Raw genomic sequence first — 16,513 nt, 5'->3', positions numbered from 1 at the left:
CCCAACTGGAGACAGAAATGGCCAGGTCCAATAATACACGCCGCACCCCGAACACGCGAAAGCCTGTAACAATTGATCTTGAGGCAAAGCCGGTTGAGACCGACGATGTGCCGGTTGATGCGACGCCAACTGATTCTGTAGATGTTCCTGCGGATGAAAATCAAACTCCAGAACCGGTAGCGTTTGACGCGCTTGATGATAAAAAATCCGTAGAACCGGATGCTGATGATTCAGCATCTAATCCACAGGAAGAAGCTACGCCAAGCGCTGCACCGAGCGCTAAAAAATCAGGTAATGGCGGCTCGGGCGCTGTTATGGGTGGATTGATTGGCGGTCTTATTGCGCTGATAGGGCTCGGCGGTTTGCAGTGGGCTAATGTGCTGCCCTCATTTGGGAGTGCACAAACACAAGCCGCAGACACCTCATTGCTTGAAACCGATATTGCGACATTGAAAAGCCAGCTTGCTAAGCTGGAAGAAACCTCAAGCGGCAATAATGATGCAGCTGCCATGTCATCTGATGTCGAAGCGCAATTAAGCGCTGCTTCGATTGCTTTTGAAAAAGCCACAACACGCATTCAGGTCATTGAACAATCGGTTGCTGATCTTGGTGAAAAGGTCGGCGCGCTTGAATCCAATGTTTCAAGCGCCGGTACTGGTGAAGCTGGCAGCGTCTCGGTTGCCGTTAGCGAACAATTATCAGGTTTAACCGAACAGCTCAGCGGGCTTGAGGAAAATATTGCCCAGCAAAGCACGAAATTAAGTGCTGCTGAAACCGCACTTACCGAGCAGATCAATGCGCTTGAAAGCCGTGTTGTCAAAGTCGAGGACATTACAGCCGATGGCAATACCAATGCAGGTGTTGCAACAGCGATTGCATCTGCGGGCCTAAAATCAGCGATTGATCGCGGCGGCTCGTTTATGGCCGAGCTTGAAGCTTTTGCTACGGTTTCGCAAAAAGCAGAAATTATTGATGGCTTGCGCAATTACGCAGCTGCTGGCGTTCCAACGATAAACCAGCTGTCGGATGAGTTTTCATCTGTTGCCAATAAAATTGTCGCAACCGGACAGGGCCTTGATGAAAATGCCAGTGTTACAGAGCGTTTGATGCAATCGGCACGCTCGCTTGTTCAAGTGCGTCCTGTTGGCGAAGTTGAAGGCGAAACGCCCGGTGCCATTGCGGCACGCATCGAAACACGGTTGAAAAGCAGCGATCTTGCTGGTGCGCTTGCTCAGTGGGAAACACTGCCGGAAGCTGCCAAGAATGTATCGGCACCGTTTGCTGAGAAAATGCGGGCACGGCAAAGTGTGGATGAGCTGGTCGCAAAAGCGCTGACCAGTGCGATGGCAACCACATCCGCGAATTAATTCGATCAAAGGGAAATAACAGATGTTACGCGTATTATTCTTCGTATTGATCGTTTTTGCACTTGGCTTTGGCTTTGCTTTTCTTGCCGATATTCCAGGTGAAGTTGTTTTAACGGTCGCCAATCAAGAAATCACAATTTCGCTTATGGTTGCGGCCATTGCTATTGTTACGGCAATCGTCGCCGTGATGTTTATCTGGTGGGTTTTGAAGCTTTTGCTCACATCGCCCGACCGTGTGCAACGGTTTTTCCGCTCACGCAAACGCGATAGAGGGTATCAATCCTTATCGACGGGCATGATTGCGGCAGGTGCTGGTGACGGCGCGACTGCGCGCAAAATGCTCAAACGGGCTGACGGCCTGCTTGATTCGACGACAGAACCACTTTTGCATCTGCTAGACGCGCAAGCGATGATGCTTGAGGGGCGTTATGATGATGCGCGTAAAAAGTTCGAAGAAATGCTGGAAGATCCTGAAACGCGTTTGCTTGGTTTGCGCGGGCTTTATGTTGAGGCACAGCGCCTTGGCGAACGTGATGCACAGCGTCACTATGCCGAAAAGGCTGTTGAGGTCGCACCGCAGCTTAACTGGGCAAGCAATGCAGCGCTTGATCTTAAAACGGCAGATGGTGATTGGGATGGTGCCATTCGCCTGCTTGATAAACAAAAAAGCGCAAAACAGGTTAGCAAAGAAGATGCAGCGCGTAAGCGCGCTGTTCTTTTAACGGCAATGGCGATGGAATTTGCTGAAACGGATCCTGCAAAAGCAAAATCTGCTGGCATGGAAGCCCATAAGCTTGCGCCGGAATTTGCGCCAGCGGCGGTCGCAGCAGCAGAAGCTGCCTTTGGGCTTAATGAAACACGGCGCGGCGTTAAAATTCTAGAGACAACGTGGCGCAAAGAGCCCCATCCGCAAGTTGGCCTTGCCTATGTGAATGCAAAAGCTGGCGAATCGGCTGCTGACCGACTTAAACGTGCCAAGCGGCTTGAGCAGATCAAACCGTCCCATGTGGAAACCAATATGATTGTTGGCCAGATGGCGATGGAAGCGGGTGAATTTGAAACAGCCCGCCGTGCTGTGGCTGACGTGCTTAAAGCTGAACCGCGCGAAAGCGCCTTCGTGCTGATGGCCGATATTGAAGATGCTGAAACAGGCGATCAGGGCAAAGTGCGTGAATGGATGGCGCGGGCCGTTCGTGCGCCGCGCGATGCAGCTTGGACAGCTGACGGTTTTGTTTCGCAAAAATGGGCACCGTTTTCACCATTAACTGGCAAGATCGACGCATTCGAATGGAAAGTCCCTGTTGAAACTGTTGGCGCTAAGATGATCGAAAACGATCTTGATCCAATGGAGCCGGGCAAAACAGCTGAAGTCTTAACCGCAGAAATTGCAGCCGCTGGCGCAATTATTGCAGGTGTAGTGGAAGCCGATATTGAAGATGCGGCTGAAACACAGCCACCTAAAGAGGCAAAAAACACTGCCGCTGAGGTTGCTCAAGCGATTGTGGTTGAGACACCTTTGAAAGAAGACGTGGAACAAGATGAGGCTCTTGATAGTTCTGCGGAAGAGCTAAAAGTGCCAATACCGGATGATCCTGGTGTTGATCCAGATGAAAAATCGGAAGAAGATCGACGGTTCCGGTTGTTCTGAAGAAAATTTAGGGACGAAATATGTTTGACAAAATACTGAACTTTTTAGGCACTCTTGGCGAGGATCGCCAAGCCTCAAGCGATGATTTTGCAGACAATGATCCTCGTCTGTGCGCAACGGCCTTAATGTATCATGTCATCCGCGCCGATGGTGTGTTACGCGACGTTGAAAAAGAACGGTTTGAAACGCTGGTGCGCCGCGAAAATGATTTCGAGGGCGCTGAGCTTAACAAACTGCTTGAGGCCGCAAAGCTTGCCGATAATGAAGCGATTGATCTTTATAAATTCACCAGCGTTTTGCGCATGGGTTTAGAGATGGAAGACCGCGTTCACTTTGTCGAACTCTTGTGGGAACTGGTCTATTCTGATGGCGAGCGTCATGAATTGGAAGACAATGTTGTCTGGCGCATATCTGAACTATTAGGTGTTGATGGGAGCGACCGTGTTGCTATGCGTCAACGTGTTCAAAGGCGCATGGAGGGCGATGCTGAAGGATGAGTATTGTAGAGCTTAAAAAGCCGATCCTCATCATTCTTCATCAAGAAACGTCAACACCTGGCCGTGTTGGCCAGCGGCTTATGCAACGCGGTTATGGGCTGGATATACGCCGCCCACGCTTTGGCGATAGTCTACCTCACTCATTGGATGAACATTCAGGCGTGGTTGTCTTTGGCGGTCCTATGAGCGCCAATGCTAAAGAAGAATTTATGCGGGTTGAAACCGATTGGCTTTCAGTCCCGCTGAACGAAGACAAGCCGTTGATAGGCATTTGCCTTGGCGCTCAAATGTTGGTGAACCATCTTGGTGGCAGCGTTTATGGCGAACCAGCAGATAATGTTGAAATTGGTTGGTATGATTTAGAGCCAACACAAGCAGGCAAAGCACTGTTGGATTGGCCTGAGAAGATTTATCAGTTTCATATGGAAGGCTTTACGCTTCCCTCTGGTGCGGAACTTTTAGCCAAATCTGCTGACTTCCCTAATCAGGCTTTTCGCTATGGCAAGAATGCTTGGGCTGTGCAGTTTCATACCGAACTCACGCTGGCCATGATGCACCGCTGGGTCGTGCATGGTGCACATCGTTTTGAATTACCCAATGCACAAATTGGCAAGGACCATTTATTGGGGCGCTATCTTTATGATGGACCGGTTTCTAAATGGCTCGATGATTTTCTCGATATTGTTTTTGGCAAGCAGAACTTCGCTGTTTAATCGCGGTGTTCTAAATGGCGTGCATTGAGCAATTTCGGGAATTTCCATGCCCAAATGCCTGCAACAGCAATTGCGCCGACACCGCCAAATACAACAGCTGGCACTGCGCCAAGCCATGCAGCCATAAAGCCTGCACGGAATTCGCCCAGTTCGTTTGAAGCGCCAAGAAACACCATATTGACCGCATTAACGCGGCCGCGCACTTCGTCCGGTGTCCACAATTGCAGCAATGTTTCGCGGATATAGACGCTGACCATGTCCGCAGCGCCAATCAGGCCGAGCGCGATGATGGATAACCATGTGCTTGTGGAGAGCCCAAAGATTATTGTGAAGACACCAAATAGCCCTACGAAGGCGAACATAATGCGTCCAGCGTGATCTCGCACTGGAGAGGCTGCGAGCCATGCAGCAACAAGCAGAGCGCCAATGCCGGGCGCTGCACGCAGCAGCCCAAGCCCCCAAGGGCCAAGATGTAGAATATCACGTGCGTAAATCGGCAATAATGCGACCGCACCACCTAAGAGAACGGCGAAAAGATCGAGTGAAATTGCACCCAAAACCACTTTTTCTTTGCGAATATAACGCAGCCCATCAAACAGCGATGAAAAGCTCGTTTTGATAATTTTAGCGGGCGCTTTTGGTTTTGGAATTAAAACAATCAGAAAGAGCGAAATCGCGAATAAAACGGAGGCGACGCTATAAGCAATATTAGCGCCCAATCCATACAGCAGGCCGCCAGCGACAGGTCCGCCAATCGAGGCTAATTGCCATGCGGATGAGTTCCAAGCGACGGCATTTGGAAATATGTGTGTGGGCACAAGATTGACGACGAGCGACTGCGATGCAGGTCCGTAGAAGGCGCGTGCAATGCCAAAGCCGAAAAGTGCCACAAAAATGGGGAGCGGTGATGCAAGGCCGCGCATGGAAAAATATAAGATCGCTAAAGCACAAACAAGTTCTGCAGCTATAGCAAGGCCCATAACGGTGCGCCGTCCATAGCGGTCGGCAACGGCGCCAGTAACAAGAACCAGCAAAAGCACGGGCGCGAATTGCACCAAGCCAATGATGCCCAAATCCATTGGATTGCGCGTTAAATCATAAATTTGCCAAGCAACGGAAACGGCGACAATCTGAATTGCGAATGTGGAAAAAAGGCGTGCTGTCCAATATTTCGCATATGCCGAATAGGAAAACGCGGCAAAGCGGGTTGGTTGCTCAGATATTGGTGTTTCACTTTCCATTCGTCATCGATAAGCACTTTATTTGCGATAACCAAGCTTTTTATCCACGCTAAATGATCGTTAATGCGCATTGGTCTTGCCTCACGGGCAAGGCTTGCCTATTTGGTAGGAGACCAACTAAGGAGAGCGTTGTGGGCCTGACAATAATTCAAACCCTTTTATATGCTTTGGGCATATATAAATTCATCGTTATTGGCGCGATTATTTTCTCATGGCTCTATGCGTTTAATGTGGTGAATAATTCCAACCAGTTCGTCGCGATGCTTGGTAGCTTTTTCTACAAAGCAACAGAGCCAGTGCTTGCACCTATTCGCCGGTTTATTCCCGATCTTGGCGGAATTGATATTTCACCGATCGTATTGTTTGTGATTATCTATTTTGTTGAGCAAGCCATCGTGAATGTGCTTGCACCTGCGATCATATAATTACGCATAAAATATGCTGAAACTAAAAATGCGCTGAAACTTTGAGTTCCAGCGCATTGTTTTAGTCAATAATCATATTAATTATTTTTTGGCGCGTGCAATCGAGTTAACGATTAGTTCGCGTGCTTTTTCGTGACCTTCCCATGCGCCAATTTTGACCCATTTGCCTGGCTCAAGATCTTTGTAGTGCTTGAAGAAGTGTTCAACTTGATCAAGTGTGATCTGCGGAAGATCTGTGTGTGTTATGACGTTTTCATAACGCTTTGTAAGGTGGCTTGACGGAACAGCGATGATTTTTTCATCTTCGCCAGAATTGTCTTCCATGTTCAAAACGCCGATTGGGCGTACATTAATCACGCAGCCCGGCACCAATGCGCGGGTATTCATGACCAGCACATCAATTGGGTCGCCGTCATCTGACAATGTGTGCGGCACGAAGCCGTAATTGCCCGGATATGTCATCGGCGTGTATAAAAACCGATCTACCATGAGCGCGCCGGACGCTTTGTCCATTTCATATTTAATCGGTGAGCCGCCAACCGGCACTTCGATGATTACATTTACGTCTTCAGGTGGGTTATCACCAATCGCAATTGCGTCAATATTCATTGATTTATCTCCAGTTGCGCTCTGATAAACCGTCAAAAGCGTTGGTGCAACATAGACGAAGGCTAAATTTGTATCTGGACTGCTTTTCTGAAATCGTTAGATTTCATTTAAATTGGGAGATTGAAATGCGTAAACTGTTGATTCCAGGTCTAATCGGTTTTCAAATCATTGCTGCGCCGTCCTTCGCGCAGGAAATAGCCATGAGCACGGAAGTCTCTAGCGTCTATACGGATCTCAACATCGATGAAGCCTGCGTCGCCTATCAGATGGATATGCTGGGCGGTAGTTTCGCCTGTTCGGGCTATAAAGGGTACAGCGTCATTTTTCAGGAAGGCGATGCACGCGAATCTGTATTTTATGGCTTTGTCGGCGATTGGTTTGGCGAAGGTGCGTTTGAAAGCTTTCAAGCATTTAACAATGTTGGTGATAAAATCGAATGGCGCTTAGTGGGCGATATTCCCTATGCCGCAATCTTGCGTTGGCACATTTCTGCCGAAGATGGCACTGCAGACGGCGATCAGGGCCAAGTTCTGGTTGTTTCTAAGGTTGCACAGCCTGCTGTTGGCGATGGCTGCGTTGTTGGCTATGTGGATGCGCTTGAAAACGAAAATGCCAATGAAATGGCACGCGAGGTTGCTGATAGTTTGGCAAGGGATTTCCGCTGCCGGATTGATGAGCCTGAATTTCACGGCAATGAAGGACTGGCTGCAGGCTTCCCGATGCGGACTTTCGGGCCTTAAGCTCTATTCCCAGACGTAAGCGATTTTGCGCAAGGTGCGTCCGGCAAATGTCTCATAGCCTTCAGCAATGTCTTTGCCGCCCATATTGCCGTAAAAATCAACCGCGCCGGAATTATCTTCCAGTGCCCAGACAACAAGTCCGGTGCAGCGCAGTGTTTTGAGCCGTGCACGGGCTGCATTAAACAGCTTTGAGCCAAGGCCAACGCCTTGATATTCAGGGCGCAGGTAAATTTCGTAGATTTCACCGTCCTGCGGCAATGCGCGAGCGCGGTTAAGGCCAAACGTCACATAGCCGGCAATCTGGCCGCCGCCCATATCCAGCACCATAACGGATGTGCCGCGATCAATTGCGCGTGCCCACCAGCGTTGATCACGCCGATTAATCATTTCACGCAAGGACTGATAGGGGATGATACCCGCATAAGTATAATCCCACGCAGAAGCGTGGGTTTGGGATATGGCCTCTGCATCGCTACGCTCTGCTGGCCTGATGTCAATGGTCAATGCGGTCATGGTTAAAGAACCATGAGTCATTAAACAAAACCCCGCAAGATGCGGGGTTTAATATTAACAGATGTTCACAAGTCGTTTGCTCAGACGTGTGTTTTGGCTTGCAAAATTAGCCGTCAGATTTCGACTTTGCCAAGCGTTTGCGATCAATTGGATCAAGGTGAATTTTACGCAGACGAATTGTTTTCGGTGTTACTTCCACCAATTCATCGTCCTGAATCCATGACAAAGCGCGTTCAAGAGACATTGCCTGCGGCGTTGTTAGTTTAACCGCTTCATCTTTACCAGATGCACGCATGTTGGTGAGTTTCTTGCCCTTAAGGACGTTCACTTCCAAATCGTTTTCGCGCATGTGAATGCCGATGATCATGCCTTGGTAAACTTTAACACCAGCGCCAATAATCATTGGGCCGCGATCTTCCAAGTTGAACAATGCAAATGATACTGATTCGCCCTGATCGTTGGAAATCAGAACGCCTTGCGTACGTCCGCCAATATCGCCCTTATATGGCACATAATCATGGAACAAACGGTTCATGATGGCAGTACCTTTGGTATCGGTCATCAATTCTGACTGATAGCCGATAAGGCCGCGTGTTGGCGCATGGAACACCAAACGAACACGGTTGCCGCCTGATGGTTTTAGCTCAAGCATATCGCCTTTGCGCTCGTTCATTTTCTGAACAACAACGCCGGAATGTTCTTCATCAACGTCGATGACAACTTCTTCCACTGGCTCTAGGCGTTCGCCGTTTTCACCTTTGTGGAAAACAACGCGTGGACGCGATACGGCAAATTCAAAACCTTCGCGGCGCATTGTTTCGATCAAAACAGCAAGCTGCAATTCGCCTCGGCCTGAAACATAGAACGAGTCTTTGTCTTCGGCTTCTTCGATTTTAAGCGCAACGTTGCCTTCAGCTTCTTTAAACAGGCGGTCACGAATAACGCGGCTTGTTACCTTGTCGCCTTCAGTACCGGCATAAGGTGAATCGTTGACGATAAAGCTCATTGTCACGGTTGGCGGGTCAATTGGCTGTGCTGTCAGCGCTTCGCTGATTGATGGGTCGCAATATGTGTCCGCAACAGTACCTTTTTGAAGGCCTGCAATCGCAACGATGTCGCCAGCATGGGCTTCTTCAAGCGTTGTACGCTCAAGACCGCGGAAAGCGAGGATTTTTGAAATACGGCCAGTTTCAACTGTTTTGCCGTCTTGTGCCAGCACTTTAACAGCTTGGTTTGGCTTGATCGAACCAGAATGGATACGGCCCGTAATCATGCGGCCAAGGAAGTTGTTTGATTCAAGCAATGTACCGATCATGCGGAACGGACCTTCGCCAACGCTTGGCTTCGGTACATGTTTGAGCACGAGGTCGAGCAATGGCTCAAGGCTTGAGTTTTCTGGTTGCTCTGGCACATCGGCCATCCAGCCACCACGGCCTGAACCGTAAAGGATTGGGAAGTCGAGCTGCTCATCGGTTGCATCCAATGCAGCGAACAGGTCAAACACTTCGTTGACAACTTCTTCGTGACGACCATCTGGACGGTCGATTTTGTTGATCGCAACGATTGGCTTCAAGCCAACTTTAAGCGCTTTGCCAACAACGAATTTTGTCTGTGGCATTGGGCCTTCGGCCGCATCGACAAGAACGATCGCACCATCAACCATAGACAGGATACGTTCTACTTCGCCGCCAAAGTCGGCGTGGCCTGGTGTATCAACGATGTTGATGCGGTGGCCTTTCCACTCGATGGAAGTCGCTTTGGCAAGAATTGTAATGCCGCGTTCTTTTTCGATGTCACCTGAGTCCATCGCGCGTTCTTGAACGCGCTCGTTCTCGCGGTAGACGCCAGATTGTTTCAATAATTCGTCAACCAGTGTTGTTTTGCCGTGGTCAACGTGCGCGATGATCGCAATGTTGCGAAGTTCCATGTTCATTTTCCGGATATGATTTAAGCGGCACAAAAGCCAATTTGTGCCGCTCATAGACGAGTTTGTGCGCTGCGAAAACCCTTAAGCGCAAAATAGTGCTCTATTTGGTTAAATCAGACCACGCCCTTTGAGCATTGCATCGGGGGTTGGAAGCTTGCCGCGGAAGCCAATATAGGCATCTTCTGGCTCCATTGTGGCCCCGGAAGAGTAGATATTATCCAGCAAACGCTTGGCGAGTTCAGGATCAAACGCATCACCTTTTTCTTCAAAAGCTAGGAAAGCATCAGCATCCAGCACTTCGGACCACATATAAGAGTAATATCCTGCCGCATAACCATCACCAGAGAAGATATGCTGGAAGTGCGGCGAACGGTGACGCATCGCAATTGGGGCGGGCTTGCCTATTTTTGCCAATAGCTCGGCTTCGAAAGCGGCCGGATTTTCCACACCTGTGTCATTTTGGTGATAGGCCATGTCGACCATCGCCGATGTGGTATATTCAACCGTATCATGACCGATATTGAATGTTGTTGCTGCTAAAACCTTGTCGAGCAAGGCTTTTGGCATTGGTTTCCCCGTTTCTTTGTGGGTTGCAAATTCGTTCATCACGGCTGGCACAGTCATCCAGTGTTCATAAAGCTGCGATGGTAATTCCACAAAATCGCGCGACACACTTGTGCCAGACAGCGACGGATAGGTGACATTTGACAATATGCCATGCAGCGCGTGGCCAAATTCGTGAAACAATGTGCGCGCATCATCAAAGGACAAAAATGCTTCTTGCCCTTTTGGCGGTTTGGCAAAATTCATCGTGTTGGTGATGATCGCAGATTTGCCGAGCAATTTAGATTGGTATTGCATCGCGCTCATCCACGCGCCGGAGCGTTTTGATGGCCGTGCAAAATAATCGCCAATAAACATTGCTTGATGTTCACCGTCGGCATTTTTCACTTCCCAAATACGGGCATCGGGATGATGTAGCGGTATTCCCTCTTTTTCTTCAAATTTTAGACCAAACAAGCGACCTGCGACGCTAAATGCGGCCTCGATCATATTTTCAAGGCGCATATAGGGGCGCACTTCGTCATCAGAATAGGCAAAGCGTGTGCTGCGAATCTTTTCTGCATAATAGCGCCAGTCCCAGCCTGCCAAATCAGCATTGTCGCCGCTCTCACGCATGAGCTTTTCAATGTCTGCTGCTTCTTCTTCAGCGCGTGTCTTGGCTTTTTCCCACACTGTTTGCAAAAGCTCGTTTACGGCTTCTGGCGTTTTGGCCATTGTGCCATCGAGTTTGAGCGCTGCAAAACTGTCGTGTCCAAGCAGTTTGGCGCGGGTGGCCCGAAGCTTCAGCGTTTCGGCGATGATCGGGCGATTATCGCTCTCTCCATCATTTTCGCCGCGCGCTATCCATGCCTTATAGGCTTTTTCGCGCAAATCACGGCGATCTGAATGGGTTAGGAACGGCGATACAAGCGATCGGCTGAGCGTCACCGCATATTGACCGTCTTTGCCACGGCTTGAGGCTTCTGAGGCCATGGCGTCTTTCAGCGATGTTGGCAGGCCCGTTAAATCGTCTTGGCCCAAAAACATCACCCAGTCAGCTTCATCTTTAAGCACATTTTGGCCAAATTGCGTGCCAAGACCTGCGAGCTTTTCATTGACGGCGATGAGCTTTTGCTGCTCTTCGCCCTCTAATGCAGCACCCATCCGCACAAAACTTTTGTGGTGTTTTTTCAAAAGCTGCGCTTGTTCAACGGTTAAATTCAACGCGTCGCGCTTGTTCCAAAGCGTATCAATGCGCTCAAATAGTTTTTTGTTTTTGGCGATTTCACCTGCATGGCGGGCAAAAAGCGGTGAAAATTCACGTTCTAATTTTTGAATGGTGGCGTTTGTATCGTTACCAGCTTTAACAAAAAACAGCGTGGCCGCGCGGTTTAGAATTTCACCGGTGCGCTCTAGCGCTTCAATCGTATTTTCAAATGTTGGCGCATCAGGATTGTTTGCAATTTCTTCGGCTTGCGCAAGATTGGCTTTAAAGCCTTGGCGTATTGCGGGGCCAAAATCATCGTCCTTAATGGCATCAAAACGGGGCATGCCGAACGGACCATCCCACTGGGTAAGGGCCACGTTAATATTTGAATCGGTCATTTTTGCTCCTGATGTTTGTCGGTACTTATCTGAGAGGTAAGCAGCCTTGCGCACTATTCCAAGGCCACGCAGTCCTCAAATAATTTCGAATGTTATGTCTTAATCTGGCGGTAGCGGTCATTGATGGTTTCGCGCACAGCATCCCACAAAAGCGAGAAGGATTGGAAACTTTCATCGGTGACTTCATCGGTATCTAGCGCGATGACAACTGTTTGCAAAATATTGCTCAAATCAACCTTTAGAAGATCAAGCTCATCGGCTTCATCGGCAAGCATTGCCTGTTTTTGAATGTCGAGCAATTGGTAATTATAAATATCGGCTTTGTTCTTCTGGCTGCTCACAAAGCGTGACCTAAGCGCAAATAAACCCGATAGCAGAAGCGTGAGAACTGTAACGCCCAATGCGAGTGGTTCGGCGTTTTCCTGCACGAAGCTTGGCTGGTCGCGATTATAAAAAGCCTGTGCACCCTCATGTAGCGGAACAGAAAGCCCTCGTGTTTCGTCTGGCGCGCTAATGGCAGAGGCGAGCGCGAACCGGATGGTCAGGTCGAGGCGGTTTTCAAACATAATACGCGTTAATTCGCGTATCGCCTCTGGGTCAACATCTGCGCGGGTGACCAAAATGCGTTTTACCGCTGATGTCGGCGTATCGTGCCCGGGCACAGGTGTTGCGCCGGTAAACGCACCTTTGGGAATGTTTGCCGTGGTCAAAAATGGACGCTTAAGCGCAATCGCTTCTGCTTGTGCAATCGGCAGATAGCGTAGTTTGATGCTTTTAAGCTGGGCATCCTCGAACAGCCTAATCAACGGCATATCGCGCAATGAGCGCACCGTAAACAAGGCATCTATTTGGCCGCTCAGTAGCTTTTTAGCGCCAATATTAAAGGGTTCAGCCTTCCAGCGCATTTGGTCAATTGGCAAATCATAATGGTCGCCAATGACCCAAAAAGAGCGAAAACCATCGCTGCCATATTCAGGCACTGAGATTTGAATATTTGTGAGATCAGTTACAGTAAATGCTGGCGCATCATCGCGGACAATGATTTGGAAAACGTCTGGATAAAGTTCAGCCACACCGCGCACATCGGCAACAACGGGTGTGTCAGAGCGTATGACAGCTGCATCAATTTCACCCTTATTTAAAAGAGCGATATTTTGTGAGCCGTCGCGTGTAGACTTGATGTTGAGACGCAATTCATCTGAATGGCGCAGCACAACTTGTCTGACTTCGCTGAGAAGATTGAAAGCGTCCGAACCAAATGGTCCGGCGCCAATTGTCAGTGTGTAGGGCTCTTGTTCGCGGTTAAGCCAAAGCCAGCCGCCAACCGAGCTTATTGCAAGAATGAAAAGCGCAATGAATGCAAAAAGCCGATTGGATTTCCCTTGTTTGGAGGCTGCGTTGACAGCCGCCATATCAATGGGAACCCTGCTACCTGCTTTTTCAGACACTGCGCTGTTCCATTTAAGCTTTCAGGTTACGCGCAGCGAGTGTGCGTAGGCGCAAAGCGTTCAACTTGATAAAGCCATTGGCATCTTTTTGATCATAAGCGCCTTGGTCATCTTCAAAGGTAACGAGTGCTTCAGAATAAAGCGATTTATCGCTTTCGCGGCCCGTAACAATCACATTGCCTTTGTAGAGTTTCAGGCGAACTTTGCCTTCAACATAGTGCTGCGAATGGTCGATGGCTGCCTGAAGCATTTCGCGCTCTGGTGAGAACCAGAAGCCGTTATAAATCAGTTCAGCATAGCGCGGCATCAATTCATCTTTAAGGTGCGCTGCGCCGCGGTCCAGCGTGAGCGATTCCATAGCGCGGTGCGCCGCTAGAAGGATTGTGCCGCCCGGTGTTTCATAAACGCCGCGTGATTTCATGCCAACAAAACGGTTTTCAACCAGATCAAGACGGCCAATGCCATTGTCACGGCCAAGATCGTTGAGCTTCGCAAAGAGAGTTGCAGCGCTTAAGCGTTCGCCGTTCAGCGCAATCGCATCGCCTTTTTCAAATTCGATTTCAATGTCTGTTGCCACATCAGGCGCATCCATTGGTGAAACCGTGCGCATATGCACATATTCAGGCGCTTCAACCCAAGGATCTTCCAACACTTTGCCTTCAGAAGATGAATGCAGAAGGTTTGCATCAACAGAAAACGGCGCTTCGCCGAGTTTGTCTTTTGGCACAGGGATCTGATTTTCTTCGGCAAACTTTAAAAGGTCTGTCCGTGATTTAAATGTCCAATCGCGCCAAGGGGCAATGACCTTAATGTTCGGGTTTAGCGCATAGGCAGAAAGTTCGAAGCGAACTTGGTCGTTGCCTTTGCCGGTTGCACCATGGGCAATAGCGTCGGCACCCGTTTCTTGTGCAATCTCAACGAGACGCTTTGAAATAAGTGGGCGCGCGATGGATGTGCCTAAGAGGTAGACACCTTCATAAGTCGCATTGGCGCGGAACATTGGAAACACGAAATCAGAGATGAATTCTTCGCGCACATCTTCAACAAAGATTTCCTTGATGCCAAGCAGCTCGGCTTTTTTGCGCGCTGGCTCTAGTTCTTCACCCTGACCAAGATCGGCAGTGAAGGTGACAACTTCGGCGTTAAGCTCTGTTTGCAGCCATTTGAGGATGATGGAAGTATCCAATCCACCAGAATAGGCCAGCACTACTTTTTTTACATCTTTAATAGTTTTCGACATCAGTTTTTCCAGTTTGGGAATGTTTGGAGCGTTTGGCCGCACCATATTGGGATTTGCCGTTAGCGCAAGTTCGCTTTAGCGCGACATGCGCCATTTTTGAATTCGTTCGAAAGCAATCGCCAATATGCTACAGGTGATCAATGTTGTTATATAGCCCAGTAATACATCTGAAATGAAGTGCGCGCCAAATGTGACGCGTAGCAAGGCCATGGCCGCACCAAGAATAAACAGTGCGATATAAGCGGGTTTACGCCAGCGCGGTGCAAACAGTAGCCCGCAGCATAACAGCCATCCGCCGGCAGCAGCTTCGCCAGACGGGAAAGAGCAGTTGGATACGCATTGACCTATAAAATCGCCAGCAAGTGTAAAGTCACTCTTGCCGCCAAAATCGATGATATCGCGCGGGCGCACACGGCCAAAATTCTCTTTAAAGCCGCTATTGACGACCAACAAAGTGCCGATAATCAGATTGGCGAGAACCAAGGACTGGTTGCGAAAAGCGCTATCAACGGCTCGTTTTCCCTTATAATAGCTGTAAATCAGCAAGATGATTAAGCCAACGCCAATGAAGACAGGCGCTCGGTGCAAAATATTGCGGATGGTGGCCATGATGGAATTCATCGCGACTGGAAAGCCAAAGCATGGCTGCGTTGCCGCATTCGCCGAACATGCAACCTCATGATAAAAGAAGTTTGCAACCGCCATATCGATGGCCGGATAAGTGCGAAAGAACACCAATATCGCTGACCATAAAAAGAGCATCGCTATCAAGAATAGCGGTTTGCTCCAAAACCCAAATCCGTTATCACTTTGTGTCTGCACTTTTCTGCCTTTCGTTTAGGCGGGGTTTGGCATGGGATGTCCCATCAGGGCAAGTAATATTGGAAAACGATTATGCTATCATATGTTCCTTCAATTGCGGTGCTTTTGCAGTTCGCATTGGCTAGCGCAATTCTTGCTGTGACACCTGGTCCTGACATGGCGCTTTATGTTGGGCGGGCGATCACCCATAGCCGTGCGGCGGGCCTTGCCTGCTTTGGCGGTGCGGTGACAGGTATTCTTATCCATACGATGTTGGTTGCGCTTGGCTTGTCTGCATTACTCGTCGCGGCACCCACCGCATTTTTGGCACTTAAGATCGTCGGTGCGGGCTATCTGATTTGGTTGGCCTATCAATCCGTCCGTCACGGTTCATCGTTTACCCCGCGCAGCGGCAAGACAACCAAAGTTGGCTCTTTATGGGGCCATTATTTGACCGGTATCGGCATCAATATTTTGAACCCGAAAATAGTGATTTTCTTCCTGACATTCTTGCCACAGTTCGTATCGGCAGATGACCCTCATGCGCTGGGCAAACTGGTGTTTTTGGGCGTATTCTTTTTGTGTGTGGCGATTCCGATTATTCTGCCAATGATATTTATGGCGAACCGTTTTTCAGCGTTTTTAATTAGTAGCCCGCGCATTATGCGCGCAATGGACTGGACACTAGCAACGGTGTTTGGCGCATTTGCTGTAAAAATACTGACAACTCAGGCGCGATGAAACAATCGCCTGTGCCATAGGGCATAGGCAAAGCCACCGACGCTGCCACTGACAATAATAAGTGCAAGCCATAGGATTGATATATTTTGGGCAGGTTCGCTTGGATCATGGTCTGAAAGTGGTAAAGGGCCAAATACTAACCACACAGCGATGATTGCAGTAAAGGTGCCTGCAATTGTGAAAAACAGATGCGAATCTTTTTTCAATGCATAAGCTGCAACCAGTGAAATAAGAAAGCCAGGTATGGCCGTGACCACGGTCATAATGAAAACTATAAGCAAAGTTGCTGCGTAAATTCTGGTAGCTTCAAGGAGTGTTTCAGTCGCGGCTTCTTCAAACGTTGCCAATGTTAATATGGCACTGGTTACACAGATGGATGCCACAAAAACTGCGATTAAATATCCGCCAAGCAAAACAAATATAGTTCGCACGATTTGCATTGTTGACGACCTAGC

16 protein-coding genes are annotated in these 16,513 nt (G+C 49.0%); 7 read left to right on the top strand and 9 right to left on the bottom strand.

Annotated features, from left to right (window positions below; genetic code table 11):
• Positions 1-17: 17 nt before the first annotated feature.
• From N530_RS0108015 to N530_RS0108000, 4 genes are read left to right on the top strand one after another with little or no spacing between them, the layout of a single operon-like run.
• Positions 18-1,367, top strand: a complete 1,350-nt coding sequence (locus tag N530_RS0108015) for a hypothetical protein (RefSeq protein ID WP_026480279.1) — start codon at positions 18-20, stop codon at positions 1,365-1,367.
• 22 nt (positions 1,368-1,389) lie between these two features.
• Positions 1,390-3,015 (top strand): heme biosynthesis protein HemY, encoded by a 1,626-nt coding sequence (locus N530_RS0108010; RefSeq protein ID WP_026480278.1) that lies wholly within the window; start codon positions 1,390-1,392, stop codon positions 3,013-3,015.
• Positions 3,016-3,035: 20 nt separating this feature from the next.
• Positions 3,036-3,512, top strand: coding sequence for a TerB family tellurite resistance protein (locus N530_RS0108005; RefSeq protein ID WP_018689827.1), 477 nt, complete (start codon positions 3,036-3,038; stop codon positions 3,510-3,512).
• Positions 3,509-4,225, top strand: coding sequence for a glutamine amidotransferase (locus N530_RS0108000; protein ID WP_026480277.1), 717 nt, complete (start codon positions 3,509-3,511; stop codon positions 4,223-4,225). Before N530_RS0108005 ends, N530_RS0108000 begins: the two co-directional genes overlap by 4 nt.
• On the opposite strand, the gene N530_RS0107995 is transcribed toward N530_RS0108000, so the two are convergent.
• Positions 4,222-5,466 carry an MFS transporter gene (locus N530_RS0107995; RefSeq protein WP_035266709.1) on the bottom strand — a complete coding sequence of 415 codons (1,245 nt, stop codon included), beginning with the start codon at positions 5,464-5,466 and terminating at the stop codon, positions 4,222-4,224. The two genes, N530_RS0108000 and N530_RS0107995, sit on opposite strands and share 4 nt — an antisense overlap.
• 131 nt (positions 5,467-5,597) lie before the next feature.
• Between N530_RS0107995 and N530_RS0107990 the strand changes: the two genes are divergently transcribed.
• Complete coding sequence (locus N530_RS0107990; RefSeq protein ID WP_018689830.1) at positions 5,598-5,891, top strand: YggT family protein; 294 nt, start codon at positions 5,598-5,600, stop codon at positions 5,889-5,891.
• 81 nt (positions 5,892-5,972) lie between these two features.
• Here N530_RS0107990 and ppa read toward each other — a convergent pair whose 3' ends face one another.
• On the bottom strand, positions 5,973-6,500 hold the full coding sequence (gene ppa, locus N530_RS0107985; protein ID WP_018689831.1) for an inorganic diphosphatase: 528 nt from the start codon (positions 6,498-6,500) through the stop codon (positions 5,973-5,975).
• A 125-nt stretch (positions 6,501-6,625) separates the two neighbouring features.
• On the opposite strand from ppa, the gene N530_RS17670 reads away from it, so the two are divergent.
• Positions 6,626-7,240 (top strand): hypothetical protein, encoded by a 615-nt coding sequence (locus N530_RS17670; RefSeq protein ID WP_051540835.1) that lies wholly within the window; start codon positions 6,626-6,628, stop codon positions 7,238-7,240.
• A 3-nt stretch (positions 7,241-7,243) separates the two neighbouring features.
• Here the strand turns inward: N530_RS17670 and N530_RS0107975 are convergent, their stop codons facing one another.
• From N530_RS0107975 to N530_RS17665, 6 genes are all read right to left on the bottom strand, one after another.
• Positions 7,244-7,753, bottom strand: a complete 510-nt coding sequence (locus N530_RS0107975) for a GNAT family N-acetyltransferase (RefSeq protein WP_026480275.1) — start codon at positions 7,751-7,753, stop codon at positions 7,244-7,246.
• Between the two features lie 106 nt (positions 7,754-7,859).
• A complete protein-coding gene (typA, locus tag N530_RS0107970) occupies positions 7,860-9,680 on the bottom strand; it encodes a translational GTPase TypA (RefSeq protein ID WP_026480274.1) in 1,821 nt (606 codons plus the stop codon).
• A gap of 108 nt (positions 9,681-9,788) precedes the next feature.
• Positions 9,789-11,828 carry a M3 family metallopeptidase gene (locus tag N530_RS0107965; protein ID WP_026480273.1) on the bottom strand — a complete coding sequence of 680 codons (2,040 nt, stop codon included), beginning with the start codon at positions 11,826-11,828 and terminating at the stop codon, positions 9,789-9,791.
• 92 nt (positions 11,829-11,920) lie between these two features.
• A complete protein-coding gene (locus N530_RS0107960) occupies positions 11,921-13,276 on the bottom strand; it encodes a TAXI family TRAP transporter solute-binding subunit (RefSeq protein ID WP_026480272.1) in 1,356 nt (451 codons plus the stop codon).
• A gap of 13 nt (positions 13,277-13,289) precedes the next feature.
• A complete protein-coding gene (locus N530_RS0107955) occupies positions 13,290-14,516 on the bottom strand; it encodes an argininosuccinate synthase (protein ID WP_026317489.1) in 1,227 nt (408 codons plus the stop codon).
• Between the two features lie 75 nt (positions 14,517-14,591).
• The gene (locus N530_RS17665) at positions 14,592-15,338 is read right to left on the bottom strand and encodes a phosphatase PAP2 family protein (protein WP_155851953.1); all 747 of its coding nucleotides are present in this window, start codon (positions 15,336-15,338) and stop codon (positions 14,592-14,594) included.
• A gap of 72 nt (positions 15,339-15,410) precedes the next feature.
• Between N530_RS17665 and N530_RS0107945 the strand changes: the two genes are divergently transcribed.
• A complete protein-coding gene (locus N530_RS0107945; RefSeq protein WP_026480271.1) occupies positions 15,411-16,058 on the top strand; it encodes a LysE family translocator in 648 nt (215 codons plus the stop codon).
• Here N530_RS0107945 and N530_RS0107940 read toward each other — a convergent pair.
• Positions 16,046-16,498 carry a hypothetical protein gene (locus tag N530_RS0107940; RefSeq protein ID WP_026480270.1) on the bottom strand — a complete coding sequence of 151 codons (453 nt, stop codon included), beginning with the start codon at positions 16,496-16,498 and terminating at the stop codon, positions 16,046-16,048. The two genes, N530_RS0107945 and N530_RS0107940, sit on opposite strands and share 13 nt — an antisense overlap.
• Between the last annotated feature and the right edge of the window lie 15 nt (positions 16,499-16,513).

The sequence above is a fragment of the Ahrensia sp. 13_GOM-1096m genome, assembly GCF_000620605.1.
Lineage (GTDB): Bacteria > Pseudomonadota > Alphaproteobacteria > Rhizobiales > Rhizobiaceae > Ahrensia > Ahrensia kielensis.
Note: the sequence above shows the minus strand (reverse complement) of the source record. Positions and strands in the feature narration are given on the sequence as shown.